This is a genomic window from uncultured Streptococcus sp. (genome assembly GCF_902463925.1).
Taxonomy (GTDB): domain Bacteria; phylum Bacillota; class Bacilli; order Lactobacillales; family Streptococcaceae; genus Streptococcus.
In genome coordinates this window covers 21689-38269 of the sequence record NZ_CABQHE010000002.1, presented here as the reverse complement: position 1 = coordinate 38269, position 16581 = coordinate 21689, and the positions used below count along the sequence as shown (strand labels likewise).

The 16581-nt window shown below is 34.4% G+C and carries 15 protein-coding genes; all 15 read right to left on the bottom strand.

The annotated features are described in order from the left end of the window. Nucleotides 1-2: 2 nt before the first annotated feature. The 15 genes from RDY04_RS01955 to rpoD all read right to left on the bottom strand — a co-directional run bounded on the left by RDY04_RS01955 (nt 3) and on the right by rpoD (nt 16580). Nucleotides 3-1310 carry a DUF2142 domain-containing protein gene (locus RDY04_RS01955; protein WP_303266797.1) on the bottom strand — a complete coding sequence of 436 codons (1308 nt, stop codon included), beginning with the start codon at nt 1308-1310 and terminating at the stop codon, nt 3-5. Next, complete coding sequence (locus RDY04_RS01950) at nt 1297-4248, bottom strand: rhamnan synthesis F family protein (RefSeq protein ID WP_303951592.1); 2952 nt, start codon at nt 4246-4248, stop codon at nt 1297-1299. The genes RDY04_RS01955 and RDY04_RS01950 overlap by 14 nt, the downstream gene beginning before the upstream one ends. Before the next feature lie 204 nt (nt 4249-4452). After that, nucleotides 4453-5229, bottom strand: coding sequence for a glycosyltransferase family 2 protein (locus RDY04_RS01945; protein ID WP_303951589.1), 777 nt, complete (start codon nt 5227-5229; stop codon nt 4453-4455). Next, on the bottom strand, nt 5222-5575 hold the full coding sequence (locus RDY04_RS01940; protein WP_003094173.1) for a DUF2304 domain-containing protein: 354 nt from the start codon (nt 5573-5575) through the stop codon (nt 5222-5224). Before RDY04_RS01940 ends, RDY04_RS01945 begins: the two co-directional genes overlap by 8 nt. Continuing rightward, complete coding sequence (locus tag RDY04_RS01935) at nt 5575-6291, bottom strand: glycosyltransferase family 2 protein (protein WP_303951586.1); 717 nt, start codon at nt 6289-6291, stop codon at nt 5575-5577. The genes RDY04_RS01940 and RDY04_RS01935 overlap by 1 nt, the downstream gene beginning before the upstream one ends. 29 nt (nt 6292-6320) lie before the next feature. Beyond that, nucleotides 6321-7313, bottom strand: a complete 993-nt coding sequence (locus RDY04_RS01930) for a glycosyltransferase family 8 protein (protein WP_303951583.1) — start codon at nt 7311-7313, stop codon at nt 6321-6323. Nucleotides 7314-8136: 823 nt separating this feature from the next. Next, nucleotides 8137-8232, bottom strand: a complete 96-nt coding sequence (locus tag RDY04_RS09540) for a glycosyltransferase (RefSeq protein WP_374110359.1) — start codon at nt 8230-8232, stop codon at nt 8137-8139. A 13-nt stretch (nt 8233-8245) separates the two neighbouring features. Beyond that, on the bottom strand, nt 8246-9355 hold the full coding sequence (gene glf / locus RDY04_RS01925) for a UDP-galactopyranose mutase (protein ID WP_303266794.1): 1110 nt from the start codon (nt 9353-9355) through the stop codon (nt 8246-8248). A 2-nt stretch (nt 9356-9357) separates the two neighbouring features. Next, a complete protein-coding gene (locus tag RDY04_RS01920) occupies nt 9358-10815 on the bottom strand; it encodes a flippase (RefSeq protein WP_303951580.1) in 1458 nt (485 codons plus the stop codon). Then, a complete protein-coding gene (locus RDY04_RS01915) occupies nt 10812-11570 on the bottom strand; it encodes a DUF4422 domain-containing protein (protein ID WP_303266792.1) in 759 nt (252 codons plus the stop codon). Before RDY04_RS01915 ends, RDY04_RS01920 begins: the two co-directional genes overlap by 4 nt. Nucleotides 11571-11907: 337 nt before the next feature. Beyond that, nucleotides 11908-12759 carry a dTDP-4-dehydrorhamnose reductase gene (gene rfbD / locus RDY04_RS01910; protein ID WP_048788094.1) on the bottom strand — a complete coding sequence of 284 codons (852 nt, stop codon included), beginning with the start codon at nt 12757-12759 and terminating at the stop codon, nt 11908-11910. Between the two features lie 73 nt (nt 12760-12832). Further along, nucleotides 12833-14140 (bottom strand): DUF2142 domain-containing protein, encoded by a 1308-nt coding sequence (locus RDY04_RS01905; RefSeq protein WP_303951573.1) that lies wholly within the window; start codon nt 14138-14140, stop codon nt 12833-12835. Between the two features lie 4 nt (nt 14141-14144). Continuing rightward, the gene (locus RDY04_RS01900) at nt 14145-15071 is read right to left on the bottom strand and encodes a glycosyltransferase family 2 protein (protein ID WP_303951570.1); all 927 of its coding nucleotides are present in this window, start codon (nt 15069-15071) and stop codon (nt 14145-14147) included. Nucleotides 15072-15081: 10 nt separating this feature from the next. Continuing rightward, nucleotides 15082-15417, bottom strand: coding sequence for a metal-sulfur cluster assembly factor (locus tag RDY04_RS01895; protein WP_048788091.1), 336 nt, complete (start codon nt 15415-15417; stop codon nt 15082-15084). Between the two features lie 53 nt (nt 15418-15470). Continuing rightward, nucleotides 15471-16580, bottom strand: coding sequence for an RNA polymerase sigma factor RpoD (gene rpoD / locus RDY04_RS01890; protein WP_003093176.1), 1110 nt, complete (start codon nt 16578-16580; stop codon nt 15471-15473). Between the last annotated feature and the right edge of the window lies 1 nt (nt 16581).

The following is a 16581-nucleotide window of genomic DNA, read 5'->3' as shown; positions in this document are numbered from 1 at the left end:
AATTATGCAAATACCCCCCAATAATGGAAAAGAATCAAATACATAGCAACTAGAAAGTTTGCAATCAAAGTAATAGTTGCTATCTTCAATCTTTTCTGTCGAACTAAATCAACTTTAGCTGTATTAGCAATTAACGGTAACAAGAGAATGATAAACGGCGTAAAATAACGTCCTTGAGCACCAACTGATATATTAGCTCCCTGTCCAAGAACAACTGGTGTCCACTGCATATACATTACAGTAACAGCAGCTAAAATCTCAAGAAGGAAGAGAATCCAAGAGGCATTAGCAAAATCTTTTGTAAAGAAATCCTTCTTACTTGATAGGAATAAAATAGTAAGAACTACTATATCAATAAAAATTAACCAAACTGGCATTTGCAAAGTAAGGTTGCCAAGATAGCCGAACATACCAAGCGACAAGATACCATTCAAATTGTCATTCAACTCAGTATTAAAGAGCGTATTACGCAAAACTTCTCCATAATGACGAAGACCACCTTGATTCTTCATTAAGAATTGAAGAACCACTACGACTCCTACTACAAAGAGAAGGTAGAAGACTGCTTTATATTTTGAAATAAAGGTCTTTATGGCTTGTACTGGACGATTTAGAAAGGCAAGGACACCTTCAAACTCAAGTGGTACAAACGGAATCAATCCCAACAATAAAACGTTATTTGGCTTAGTTGCTAACAGTAAGATCGCAAGACCTATCACCTGGATAATATTACGATTGGTAAAACGTTTAGAATAGGCAAGATTTGTGATAAAACCGAGAGCCAACATCACTTCTAAATAGTTCATCACATCATAAGAAAGTGACGATGCTTGCTGAACCATAATAGGTAACAGCGAAATAAACATTAGGGCTGTTTTCCCATATTTGAAATAACGTATTAAAAAGTAAATTCCTAGTATATAGGCTAGTGAATTAAAGATGCGCCCCATATAGATAATCATCCCAACTGTAGGACTAATCCAACTTCCAATCGTCATCCCTATCAACTGTGGAATAAAGGAGATTGTTTTTAAACTCACACCAAATTGAAAGGGTTCCTTACTCATATCAATCTTTTGAGCAAAAATCTGTTTATATTCCGCTAACTTAACCTTATCATTACTTGGAATCTCATCCATCCACTTAAAAGATGTTTCGGTTGGTTTATGGAAAGTTTCCCAAGTCATTCGTGCATGGTTTGTTTCGTCTGGCACACGATTAATTGGAAATACAAACATAAATGAGAAAATAAAAATCGTTGCTAAGATGAAAAATAAATTTTCAACTTTTATCTGTTTAATTCTGTTCAAAATAAGTCACCATATCATCTTTCTTGCTTAACGTACAGTTTTCAAGAACAGCCCGATAAGCAGCATCTGCAATTTTCTGTCTTAATTCTGGAGATAAAACCAAGGCTTCAAGCTTGTCAAACCACTGGTCATCAGTAGCTAACAATCCTGTTTCACCATCAACAACCGCATCTGAGAAAGCTCCTATCTTACTTGCTACTGTTGGCACCTTCACCAAGGCAGCTTCAATCCACTTAATCTCTGACTTCGCACGGTTAAAGATAGAATCTACAAGCGGTGCTAGGTTAATATCAACCTCACTAATCAAGGCAGGCAATTTATCCCAGTCCACATAATCGTGAGTTACAATTTGATTTTCAAAGGGCTTCATATCCTGAGGGATATCGAGAATCCCGACAATATGTAATTGGACATTGCTATATTTTGTAAGCAGTTGCTTAATAGCTGGTTTAATCAATTCAAAATTCTCATTATGACTAATTGAACCAGAGAAATAACCAATCTTAACAATATCAGATGCTTGAGAGTAATCTTTGATATATTGACTACTAATAGCGATTAAGTCATCAGAAGCCAAGTTGCGATTAAGTAAAACCTTACTTTGGTACTTATACAACTCCTCCTGCAATTGGTTAGTCGAAGTAATGGCACCATCACAGTTTTCTAGCATATAGCCATAATTTCGAACACCTGCATCATAGTTTCCTTTTTCAACCGAATTCAACCCTTGCGTATAACTCAATTGATCTGTATAAACCGTATCAAAAACCAAATCATCAATATCAAAGAAGACAGGTTTTCCATATTCCTTAGCTAAATGACAGAGACGCAAAAGCTCAGGTGAGATTGGTGAACGGTAGATGATGATGTGACTAGCATTTTGAGCCATCGATAATTGGAAATCAGATAGGTTAACAACTTTGACTGCAAAGCCATGCTTTCGTAATTGTTCTGCCTTGTTAAAGACACGATAACGGGTACATTGCGGAATAATATTTTCAACCCCATCAATCAATAGAATGTATTGATCACGTGGAACAGCCTTAAATTTATTTACAATATCTTCCAAGATTGCCACAGGGTAATCCGTTTCTTCTGCAACAAACTCTAACAAGTCAGGGACTTCTGAATCACGATCCAGACCTTGCCACAAGAACTGGTCTTCATCATAATTTTTCAGAGCCGTGTATTTCACCAAAGGACTACCTGCTTTGAGCATCTTAAGCGGGTGGATATACATGGCAGAATCTTCGTATTCTTGCACGACCGCATCATAACGATAACCTAAATCAGCAAAATGCTTAGTAAAACGTGTCTCATGTCGACCAATAGCCTTATCACGAGAATCTGTATCCGTCAAGTGTGTCCAGTACTCATAAAAGTCATCATCGTTTAGCATGAGCTTTTCAATAACTAGGAAATAAGATTGAAGATGCTTAGGAATATAACCATAAGGATTCTCTCTAGTAACGTCCTCTTGCTCTTCTCCAAAGGAGATTCCCCAGAAATCTAGTTGCTTATCAGCCATTTCCTGGAATACTTGAGACAGATCTCTCATTGGACCAATATTGGTATCATTCACCAAGAGGAGCTGGTCATAATCTTTAAGCTTATTTTTACCAAAGGCAAAGATTCCTTCTCTAAAGGCTGCAGTATCATATCCCTTGTTATCACGAGTTAAAACCCTACCGTAGGTTTCAAGGATATTAATATCATCATCGTGAAGCTGCCCATTGATAACTACAATAACATCATCTACCAATGGAGCCAAGGCTTGCAAGAAACGTAATTTATATTCTTGAAGACGAGATTCAGACTCAAAAATAACATAAATCAGTGCTTTCTTACCATTATATGACAAGACAGAGCGTTGACTATTTCTGAGACGTCGTAACTGACGAACCTTAAGTGGTGTCATTCGACGACGTAACTGTATCACTTTGACTTTTAAAGCTCTCAAATAATTTTTAATAGCCTTTGGATTCTTCGCAATTAATCCTGCTGTCTTTATAGGTGTAATAAGGGCGTTACCTAAACGATATGACAGCGAACTTCGGATAAGCTTCATTTCTTTATGGGCATCCTTCAATTGCTTAGATTGTGTATACTTTCTTCGTTCAAGTTGATCACGTTCTTTTTTCAAGCGATTAACATAGTCTGTCACATCATCGTGATGATTTATCAAATCATCTATACGACTCTCCAAAATCATTAAGTTTTCGCAAACAGCTTGATAGATTTCATGTGGTAACTTATCGAGATACTTCTCAAGAATTTCGAGATAGATTTCATAATGGTAGCGAACAGAATCCCTTTTTGAAATCGAGTTTTTTTCAAAAACACGATAATTAAGCTTGGTGTTTGGCTGATATACTGCTTTAGCTCCATTATTAATAATGAGATTCAATATAAAGTCATAATCTTCAAGTTTTTTACGATTTAACTTCTCATCATAGCAAGCTTTTCCAATAATACTTCTACGAATCAAAGAACAGTTATCAATGAAACTAGCATTTAGGAAAGCAGTTAAATCAAATTCACGGCTTTTGAGGTAGAACTCTTCTTTTTCTGGGTTAAAAAGATCACAGTACACGATGTCAGCATTTGTTTCCGTCAATTTACTATACAACTGTTCCACATAATCCGCATCGAGGTAGTTATCACTATCTACAAATAGCAAATAATCACCTCTAATAAGCTCGAGTCCCAAATTTCGATTATTTACCACCCCAAGGTTTTCATGAGTTTCAAATCTTGTCTCATAAGGTGAATCCTTCAAAACCTCTTGGATAATTTGAGTTGAACTATCCGTCGAACCATCATCCAAAACGATTAATTCGATATTAGTATAAGTCTGATTAAAAACACTTCGCAAGCATTGCTCAATATACTTTTCGTGATTATAACAGGTTACAACCACTGAGATTAAATTATTCATTTTTCCATCCATTTTGTTTAACAAAATATCAATTAGTACCTGATAATTACTAATATTACTAAGCTTCAAAGATTACTACTTTAATCAATCTTTGAAAGTGCATACCACCTTAATTATACTATAGTTTATACAAAAAAGAAAAAGTCCTCTTGCTATTGAGTAACAAAAAAAGCAGAACGATTCTGCTTTATAAATTTTTGTACACTACCCATTCGTCTTCTGACTCTTCACATATTGTTTCATAAGAATATTTGCTATCCATTTTGGCCAAAAGAGTTGGTACATATACAAATCTTCTTTACTACGAGTATTATCAGCAATAGTCTTAGATGTCTCAGATTCCTCATGAATTCGGTGGCACATTAGCTTATCTGACACATAGATAAAACGTCCCTTGTATTCACTAATCTTATACCAAGCATACCAATCAAGGCTGACTTTCATTCCCTCATCAAAGTAGAAATTCTTCAATTTTTCAAGATTATAGGTGACAGCAGGACAACAAATTGGATTACCAAAAGCCATTACTCGGTTACGCCAAAAATGATTACCAGAAAAAAGATTCATTGTTTTTAACATCAAAGTTTTAATCTTAAGGTTTGTATTTGCAGGAATCTTTAGACCATTTTTTTCTTCAAAATAATCAGAATATCCGATTAGGACATCACTAGCTTTTTCCATCTTGGCCAATACTTTTTCTGCATATCTTGGCTCATAATAGTCATCCTGATGGGCGATAGTAGCATATTTTGTTTCTACAAAAGAGATAGCATTATTCCAATCCTTGCCAATCCCCCCACCTTGTTTAGTATAAAATGGGATAGCATAACGCTGGCAAAGTTCCTTAATCGAATCAAGTGGCGTTGAACTATAACAGATAATTTGAGATTGAAGAGTTTGATTTTTCAAAGATTGAATACAGGCTTCAAGATAATCAGTTTCTCCATAAGCGCAAATTACCCAAGTATGATTATCATTCATTCTTTTCCTCTTTCTCTTCTACATGACTTTTTAGAATAGACAATTCCTGAACTAAATGTTTAATCTGCTCTTTTTGTTTCGATAAAGTCATGGTTTGTAGGAAAGCGATGACCAACAAGAAAAAGATAGCAAGCGACAGCAAAAAATTCGAAGTTAGTTCAAATCCAAGTAATCCTGCAAAATAAACCGGAATAACATCAAAAATAGAAATAACAATCATAACCAGACTGATGACAATCCACATGAAGGCCTGTTCAAATAAGATATTATTCTTATTGATATTTCTAATGACTAAATAAAGGAAAAAGATTGAAGCTACCAACATCACAATAGATAAAACTGACATTATTCACTCTCCCTCATAAAGGCTGCAATAACAATCGACGAACACACTTCAAGCATATATCGAATAGATTTAATTGGCGTAATGGAAGAAACACCTCCAGTACGTTCAAACATATTTGCTGGTCGTTCAACAACTCGATATTTACGTTTCAAAATATGAACAATAGTTTCTGGTTCTGGATACTTGATTGGATAACGCTTAGCGAACTGTTTGATAACAGCTTTGTCAGCCAAACGGTAACCCGAAGTTGTATCTAAAACTCTTTGTCCCGTTGTCCATTTGATAAGATTGGAAATAACACTAATTCCGAAACGTCTCATAAAAGTTGTTTGAAATTCAGACTTAACATCACCAACAAAGCGAGAACCAATAACTAGGTCTGCTTCATTTTTTCGAATTGGTTCTAGCAAATCTGACAAGGATTCAATATCATGCTGTCCATCACCATCAAATTGAACTGCTACATCATAGTCATGCTCTAGTGCATATTTGTAGCCAGTTTGAACCGCACCGCCAATTCCAAGATTCATCACGAGATTAACAGCATTAAAATGATTCTCTTTCAGAATTTGTTTTGTCTTATCTGTTGATCCATCATTGATAACAACGTAGTCCAAATCAAAATCAACTTTCTTGCGGTAATTCAAGATACTTGTTACCGTGTCGAAAATACTTTCCTCCTCATTGTAGGCAGGAATTATCATTAAAACTCTCATCTATTATTTTCTTTCTTTATCCATTACAACTAATTCTTATTCTTTTGAAGTTGTTTTTTTCGATATTTCATGAATGTTGGTATAAGTGAGTTAATTATCTTATAACGTAACATTGGAAAAGGTTTCATAACTATATTAAAAATCCTAAAACAAATAAAGTATAATTCCCAACCAGTTTCCATAGGCGTTTTAGACCAAGGTGTCTTTTCAAGATAATAAAGATAGTACTTTCTTAGTTTATGAGTATTTCCCTTTCTCCAAGGGCGTTCCTCTCCTAGATAATGGACAATGATTGGATTTTCAATAGCTTCTCGCAACTCTTGTCTACTTATGAACTCCGCAGGAAAAGAAAGTTTTTTTAACACCTTATAAGGGTAAAAGAAGTAAATATTGAAGAAATTATATTTTGGAGAAATAACATAAATATCATCTTTTAAAGATCCATTAATTGCATCTTGATCATTAGCAAAAAGATTTCCATCATGTTTTTTATAATACTCTAGAACTTTCTCTCCAAGTTTACGCTTTCTCCATCTCTGTAAATCAATAAGTAGAACTCCAGCATTACAATACATTTGTTTGTCCAGACCTAGAAATCCTCTTCGCTCTGCATCAACAGTAGATTCCGGTCCCATTCCGATTGAACGGTTACCCATGTCTAATTTCCATAGAGATTCAAGACTCCCCAATACCAAGGTATCACCATCTAAATACAAAATTCTATCGATATCATCTGGTAAAAGCTTATCAACTAAGAGACGCGCCAACACAATTGGTGACCATCCATTTGTATCAAAATCAAAATCTATCAGGCTCGTCAGATTAGGTAGGGTAATAAAATGAACTGAACGACCATAAAGTTTGGTGAATTCTTTTAGTTTAGCTTTATTAGACTCAGAGATATCGGTGTTTAGTAAATAGATATCAATCTCATCCATTGATTTATTATTCTCAAAGATTGAACACATACAAGTTGCAACTTGAGGAACAAAAGCATTGTTTAACGTAAATAAAATGTTCATTAACTTCTCTTTCTTTTATCCTTATTATTTACCCAAATATAAATTAACAAGCTAGCACTAAAAAAGATAATCATTAAAATTAAGAATGACAATGATGCACCCATAATACCCTCCCCCTTTATAAATGGCATTGTGATAAATTCGGCTACAATAAAAATAGAAATGTATACAATGACAAGATAGGTTTGCTTTCTAAATATTGTAATAACGATGTCAATAACAGCACAAACACATTCTGAATACCTGCCTCAAGGAGGGTGCAAAAGGAACTTTATACCCTACTAATAGTGAACTATAGATTAAACCTAAAACCTTCTGTATCAATTAGATAACCTAGACATATTAACGCCTATGATAGTCATAGTTAAAAACAAAAGATGTACTTGCTTGTAGAATACTCATGTTTTTTCAGACCAATAAATTGATAGCTGAGTAGTCAAAGCTCTCAATACAAAATAAAAGAGATAGGACAAAGACTAGCATAAACAATATATTAAAATCTCGCTGCATACCATTTGAAAAATAACCTTGGACTAAAAGCAAATCAATGTCTATTTTAGTTTCATTATAGACATAAGTAATTAGGAAACCATTTAAGGATAAGGAAATACTTCTCTCAATATATAAATTAAATTGCTAAAATATTTTGGTATGACAGAGAAAAACTTTTCTAAAATTTCTAATAGTGATTCTATAATCCAATATAGTAGGTAGTAATAAGTTTATTAAACAAGAAAGTTAAACTTAAAAATAACAAAGATTTCGTTGTTGAAAAACATCTAAGTAAACGTCAATTGCACGATATAACACCAACATCAAAATATTAAAAAGTTTGGCTAGTAATTGAATCTATACATTTATCTATAGAATCTCGAGCATTATATACTGGAATAATTATCGAACCTTCTGGATTCGTCATTGATACCCCTCAATTAATTTATTTCCTTTTCAACACATTGTAGTGCTGCAGCAATTACCTGGTGCATATCATAATATCGATATTGTCCAAGGCGACCACCAAAAATTATATTACCATACTTCTCAGCTAATTTTTTATAAGACTTATAGAGGTGGTTATTCTTCTCATCATTTACTGGGTAGTACGGTTCGTCACCAGATTCCCATTTTTTTGAATATTCTTTGGTAATAATAGTTTTTTCCTGATCACCAAACTCAAAATGTTTATGTTCAATAATACGGGTATAAGGAGTTACAGAATCTGTATAGTTAACAACAGCATTTCCTTGATAATTCGAAACATTAATTACTTCAGTTTCAAAACGTAAACTACGGTATTCAAGTTTACCAAGTTTATAATCAAAGAATTGATCAATCATACCAGTAAAAACAATCTTTGGAAATTCTCTTAAATAACTTTCTTTTCTTTCAAAAAAGTCTGTATTCAATTCCACAACAATATTCGGATGATTTAACATTTTCTCAATAATCTGCGTATATCCTCCAATGGGGATACCCTGATATACATCATTAAAATAATTATTATCATAAGTAAAACGTACTGGGAGACGCCTTATGATAAAAGCTGGTAACTCCGTACATTTTTTCCCCCATTGTTTTTCAGTATAATGTTTTATAAGCTTTTCATATATATCTGTACCAACTAATGAAATAGCCTGTTCTTCAAGATTCTCCGGAACTTTTCCTTTTAATACAGAACATTGCTCATTAATCTTCGCTTCAGCTTCATCAGGTGTTATTACCCCCCAAAGCTTATTAAAAGTATTCATATTAAACGGAAGATTATAGATTTCTCCTTTAAAATTAGCAATCGGAGAATTTGTATAACGATTAAAATCAGCAAACTGATTTACATAATCCCAAATTTTCTTATCTGACGTATGAAAGATATGAGCACCGTATTCGTGAACCTGTATACCTTCTTGTTCTTTCGTATAAACATTACCAGCTATATGATTTCGCTTTTCTATAACTTTAACTCGTTTTCCCTTATTCGCAGCCTCACATGCAAATATTGCGCCAAACAAACCTGAACCAACAACTAAATAGTCAAACTTCGACATTCTTAATTCCTCTTAAAACTTTCAATAATAGATAAAAACGTTTTCTCTCTGAATACAATTAACGTAATAAAATACATTAAACCAAACACAATAAATGAAATAACTAATTCAAAAAAATTATTGTTAATTGATATAAGAAAAGATATTAATGAACTTACTCCTCCAGCGATTATTGCAGATAATAATATTTTCATATAATCTACTGGATAAATTATCTTGCTCAAAAAATCTCTTAAATAAAAAGCTTGGTAAATTGTAACAAGAAATTCAGCAATTAGCGTCCCTAATGCCGCTCCAGAAACTCCATAAATTGGTATTAAGATAGAATTTAAAACTAAATTAGTAACCGCTCCTAATGACACTGAATGAACAACTACCAATTCTCTATCCATAGGAACTAATATTTGAATCCCAAACAAATTTGACAATCCAATTAATAGTAAGGTTGGCATGACAATTTGCATTGGAATGACTGAATTATCAAAAGCAGATCCAGATAAAAAATAAATTCCTTGTTTCGCATAAATAAAGAAATAAACAGATAACGGAATACTTATAAAAACGACAAAATATAATGCTTTTGAAGTGAGATCTCTAAATTCTGTTTCTCGTTTTTCCTTTATAAAAACTGACAATCTTGGTAAAAGAACTGCTCCAACTGATGTTACCAAACTCACTAAGATATTTTTTATATTTATTGCCGCATTATAGTAACCAACAGCCTCATCACCTTTCATAAATCCTAACATTACAGAATCTAGACTTGTATAGATTGTAGTCGCAACAGTCATGACAAAAAAGGTAAGAATTGGTCTAAAATGTTGTTTTAGATTAAGTTTTTTATCAAATTTTAATTCAACAATATTTCTTAAATTAATAAAATTGAAAAAGTAGGATCCTAAACTTGCTAATATAGTAATTGCCCCATAAGCAGGAAAATCGCTAGTTGAATTAACAAAAACAAACATCAATATAACAGCCACAAACTTCATTATTACAGATCGAATTGTTATAAACTGATATTGCTCCAATCCCTTGTATAGCCAATCACAACCAATAAAATTTAACAATAGGACTGAGATGTTTATTATGAATAGTATTCTATTAGCTACCAATTTGGGAATAAATAATATTGCTAATATATAGAAAAATAACGAAATCAGCATAGCAATTCCGTTAATAGTCATAATTTCCTGAACGAGTTTAGATAACTTATTCTTATCATGTCTTACTTTTGCAGTAGCTCGGATACCATAGGTTGGAATTCCAAGCATCCCAAACATAGTAAAATAAGATACGACTGAGGTCGCAAAAGCAACTTTTCCTGTTCCTACTGGAAGTAAAATACGAGAAACGTATGGGAATGTTATCAAAGGAAAAATAAAACTAGAAATTGTTAAAATAAAATTCATTATGATATTCATTTTAACCGAGTTCCTACCTTGGCTATTTTTAGTCATCTCGAAAACTTCCTATCCAAAAATAATTTTAAATTTTTAAAATACGAAATCGGTTCTGAGAAATTGATCGGCAACTCTTTAACATTTAGTTTATGATAAGTAACCCAAACATTCATTAGACGCTCTGATAAGAAACCAAACATTCTTTGGTTATACTTACTATACTTTGTAACATCGATCATTTTTTCAACTTCAAATAGTGTATCAAATAACCATTTATGATAGCTATCAAACCTATCTTTCCTCATGATACACATATTGTAAAAATAACCCTCTGATGAGTTTTCCACTTTATCAAATGAATCTGCAAAATCTGGATTGTTGTTTAATATTACTTTCTTACATGCTTCCCAGGCTTCCAGTCCTTCTTTTCCATGTCCATTTTTAAAATGCTTTTTCAAAGAACAAGGGAGACCAAGAAAGGTTGTTGTTACTTTCTCAGGAAGAATTATATCAAAGTTTGATAACATATTTTCAACTTCCGCTAAGCTAACTGGATCACCGTTAGAATTAACAAAATATCTTCGATAATGAACTAAACCAAGAATTTCTTCATTAGACTGTTTCCACATCCAATACGCTCCAGTTAATTCACAAAATGAAGCATTTTTATTTGAAATATTTCCAATAAAGCTGTTATCTTTAATATATGTTCTGTCAGCCTTATTGAAATCGGCTCCAACAAGCATGGTTTTATAATCAGTACTATTTGTAAATGGTTCAAATTTTTTATGAGTCATAATATAAATTGACATAACTCTTTCAAAAACTCCTTTTCACTAGTTCAAACTATCAAGTTAGATGTTTTGACTTTTCCATACATTATACCATGTTATTAATTTTTAAGCTATTTATATTCATATCTCGTAAATTTATTGAATGTAAAACTATAATTAATTTGAGACCGGTATACAAAGTTATAAAAAAGTGTGTAAGCGAATTGACAATAAAATTCTTTTATAAAAAATTAAAATTTATTCTTCTACTATTGCAATACATTTAAGTATAACTATATTTATTTTAGCTCTTCGATAACTCTCCTAATCGTATCACCAAATGAAAAGATGGCTTCACACCATCTTCCCATTTTAATTATTTCACTTCTTGTTTGTAAAACTCTTTCAAAGCATCTTGCCATGTTGGAATGACAAATCCTGTAGCCTTAGCCTTAGCCAAACTCATTGTTGAGTTAAGTGGGCGTTTAGCTTTAGCTGGGAATTGGCTTGAATCAACAGGTTTCACTTCAACATCAGTATCTTTGAGAATTTCGACCGCAAAGTCATACCAAGTTGTATCTTCTGCTGCATCATTTGACAAGTGATAGTAACCATATTCCTTACGGTTTTCAGCCAAATATGTCATAAACTCTGCCAAAGTACGTGTCCAAGTTGGGCGTCCATGTTGATCATTAACAACTGTGAGTGTCTTGTGAGTCTTAGCAAGATTTTGCATAGTGAAGACAAAGTTCTTACCATAGTTACCGAACACCCAAGCTGTACGGATAATGTAGTAGTTAGTCACATGTCTTTCGACTAACTCTTCACCCATGCGTTTTGTACGTCCATACTCTGTCTGTGGATCTGGCTTATCATCAACTTCCCACTCTTGACCGACTGGTTTTTCACCATCAAAAACGTAGTCCGTTGAAATATAAACCAGCGTTGCACCGTGTTTTTCAGCAGCCTTAGCGACATTTTCAGTACCAGTCACATTGATAGCATAGTCAAGTTCTTTACCTTCATCTTCAGCAGCATCAACAGCTGTGTAGGCAGCACAGTGATATACCAAGGTTGGTTTTACTTCCGCAAACACTTCATCTACTTTTTCAGCATCTGTGATGTCCATTTCTGCTACATCTACTGCTACATACTCTTCGTTACGCTCGTCAAGAAGGTGACGAAGCTCAGTTCCAAGTTGGCCATTTGCACCTGTTACTAGAATCATATTTTTCTCCTTATATTTCCAATAATGTTAGTTTAATTTTAACAAAAAAAGCAGAAAAAATCTGCTTTATCTCTCAGTTTTTCCACGCAGGAGTGATACCTAAAATAAACCCTCTATATACAATTGCTATTATATATAAAGCTAAGACACCGGTTGTTGAAAAAATAGCAATATAATACTTAGCATTTGGGGAAATTCTAAAATTCATTTTCATTCCTAACCATGACATCAGTGGGATAAGGAAAATAATATATGCATGTAAGTATCTTCCCGTCAAATCATCAAAAGTTATATGATTTGGATGTAAATTGTAAAATCCTAAAAATATACCAAACCAATTTAATAGATAAACTATTAAACCAACTAGAGCTGTAGATAACCTATATCCACTCTGTTGAGTTGACATCATTACTAATACTAAACAAACAATCCAACAGATATTCACTATCTCCGGAAGATTATCCTGAACCACAGAGAATAGTGTTGCACCTCTCCCCCCCATAGTTGCAACATTTAAGTAATTATTGAAAAATACCTTTATCAAATCTGGAATATTAAAGACTCTGTGGACAAATAAAACAACTGTTAAGAATAATAAACTAGTTACAATTGCTAATGATACTCTTATTATTCTCGGAAAACGTTTAAGTACTGATAATATAGGATTATATACTATTGGAATTCCCAATAATACTGGTAAAGCAAAAATATAGTTAAGTTTTGTTAACAGAATTAATGCTATAGTCATCAATGTATAAACAACATCTTCTTTCCTTACATCTGATACTTTTTTTAACTGACTCAAATATAAGAAATTTGTCCCAAAGGCTGCTACAGCAAGAAATGCAAAGATATCATATGATGGACTAGCTATTTTCTGCATAAAAGGAACAGTAAATATCATCAAGAAAATCAGATGATCAAACTTGGCCCTTCTAAAAATTAGATACATTCCTCCCAAAAAGAAGATTAAATTAAATAATCTAGCAGATAATAACATTACACCGTAGCTTGGGTAAATCAACCTTCCTAGGAGTAGACCAATTGCAGGTACAAGATGCCCAACATCTATTTTTGATGTTAGATTTTGGTCGGTTAAAACATTAAATTTAATTCCATCATTTGCAACACTTTCAATCTTTTCACCGTAAAATTTTCTTATAGAAATTTGTTTAGGTTGACTAATGGCAGTAAGCTCAATCTCTCTTAATCTTTTTTCCGAGGTCTCCTTAGGATATCTCGCAGAAAACATAGAATAACTCTTTGCCATATGGAAGCCTTCATCTCCATTTGAAAGAGGATAAGAGGCAAACAATGATATTAACCCAAACAAAAGAACAATTAACATAAAGGCATTAATTATTTTCTTTTTTGCACTCATTCCTTCACCCTTTTTCCTTAACAATATACACTGGTCGTTTCTTGGTTTCTAGGAAAATCTTTGAGATGTAGTTCCCGATGATTCCCAAGGCTAAGAGTTGGATTCCTCCGATAAAGAGGATAATTGAGACAAGACTTGCCCAGCCTGCAACACTCCCACCTATAGTTAGTTTTCGGATAACGACAAAGGCAATTCCAACTAAAGAGATTAAGAATGAGATGATCCCTGCCCAAGTAGCAAGTTTCAAAGGCACTTCGGAAAAGTTGATAAAGCCATCAAGTGAGTAACTCAATAGGCTCCAGAAAGACCACGAAGTCTCTCCCGCCACACGTTCACGATTTTCATAAGAGACATAGGCCACGTCAAATCCGACCCAAGAAAAGAGCCCTTTTGAAAAACGATTGACTTCCTTGAGCTCAAGGATGGCATCAACGACTTGACGAGTCATCAGGCGGAAATCACGTGTCCCATCCACCATTTCAGTATCAGAAACTTTATTAATCAACCAATAGAAGGCCTTGGCAAAAAGTGAACGAATAGTTGGCTCACCCTTGCGGTCTGCACGTCGTGTCCCGACAACGTCGTAACCTTCTTGGATTTTGGCATACATCTCGATGAGCAGTTCAGGAGGATCTTGAAGATCAGCATCCATAACTGTGACGTAGTCACCTTGGGCTGCTTCAAGTCCTGCAAGTAAGCCGGCTTCCTTCCCAAAATTACGAGAGAAAGAGAGATAATGAACATTCTCAAACTGTTTTGAAACCTGTCTTAAAACTTCTAAGGTACGATCTTTTGAACCGTCATTGACAAAGTAATAGTTGAAAGCCAACTGATTGGCTATTTGTCGCTCAACTGCCTGACAAGCCTCTAAAAAAGGATGGATGGTCTCTTCCTCGTTATAACAAGGAACAACGATAGCCAGTGTTTTCATAAGCCTTCTCCTAACGAATACCTAGGGCGATACGGGCATAGCGACTCATTTTTTCAATATTCCATGCTGGTGTCCAGACCAATTTAACCTCAGTCTTGGTTACCTCAGGAACTTCTTTCATAGCGTCATAAATTTGGTCTGTCAAAAGATCTGCCAGTGGGCATCCCATAGTCGTCAAGGTCATATCGATTTCAGTATAGCCATCTTGCTGGAAACGGATATCGTAAATAAGGCCAAGGTTGACAATATCAATCCCCAACTCAGGGTCAATAACCATTTCTAAAGCTTCCAAGATACGGTCCTTGATTTTTTCAATTTCTGCTTCAGTGTATTTTACTTCAGACATAGCTTTTCCTCCAAAATCAGGGCCTAATAATCAGGCCCCTTCCATTTACTATCTTAGTCTTCAATAAAGTCTTTAAGTTGTTTGCTGCGGCTTGGGTGGCGTAATTTACGAAGGGCCTTAGCTTCAATCTGACGAATACGTTCACGCGTAACGTTGAAGACTTTACCAACATCTTCCAAGGTACGCATCTTGCCATCATCAAGACCAAAACGAAGACGAAGAACGTTTTCTTCACGGTCTGTAAGGGTATCAAGCACTTCATCCAATTGTTCACGAAGAACGACACGAGTTGTGTAATCTACTGGATTTTCGATAACTTCATCCTCGATAAAGTCACCTAAATGGCTGTCATCCTCTTCACCGATAGGTGTTTCAAGAGAAACTGGCTCTTGAGCAATCTTAAGGATTTCACGAACCTTATCTGGAGTCATATCCATACGTTCAGCGATTTGCTCAGGCGTTGGGTCTTGTCCCAACTCTTGCAAGAGGTTACGTTGCTCACGTACCAATTTATTAATAGTTTCAACCATGTGAACTGGGATACGGATGGTACGTGCTTGGTCTGCGATGGCACGTGTGATTGCTTGACGGATCCACCATGTCGCATAAGTTGAGAATTTGAAACCTTTAGAGTAGTCAAATTTATCAACGGCTTTCATAAGCCCCATATTACCTTCTTGAATCAAGTCCAAGAACTGCATACCACGTCCAACATAACGTTTAGCGATTGAGACTACCAAACGAAGGTTGGCTTCTGCCAAACGTTGTTTAGCTTCCAAGTCACCATTTTCAACAGCGATAGCCAATTCTTTTTCCTCTTCATTACTCAAGAGAGGAACTACCCCAATCTCTTTGAGATACATACGAACAGGGTCATTGACCTTAGCTGAGTTTGAACCAAGAAGCTCCTCGTCTGTCAACTCTTCTGGTTTTGGGGCTTCAACAACATATTTAGATGAAGGATTTCCGTCCTTATCAGTGATAGAAATACCGCCATCTGTCAAACGTTCCAAAAGGTCATCAATCCCATCAGCGTCAAGAACAAATGGGATAACTAGTTTTTCTGTGACTTCATCATCAATTGCTGTACCAGCCTTTTTGTGGTTACGAATGAAATCAGCGACTTGAACGTTAAATGCTGTATTTTGTTTTTTCTTTGTCATG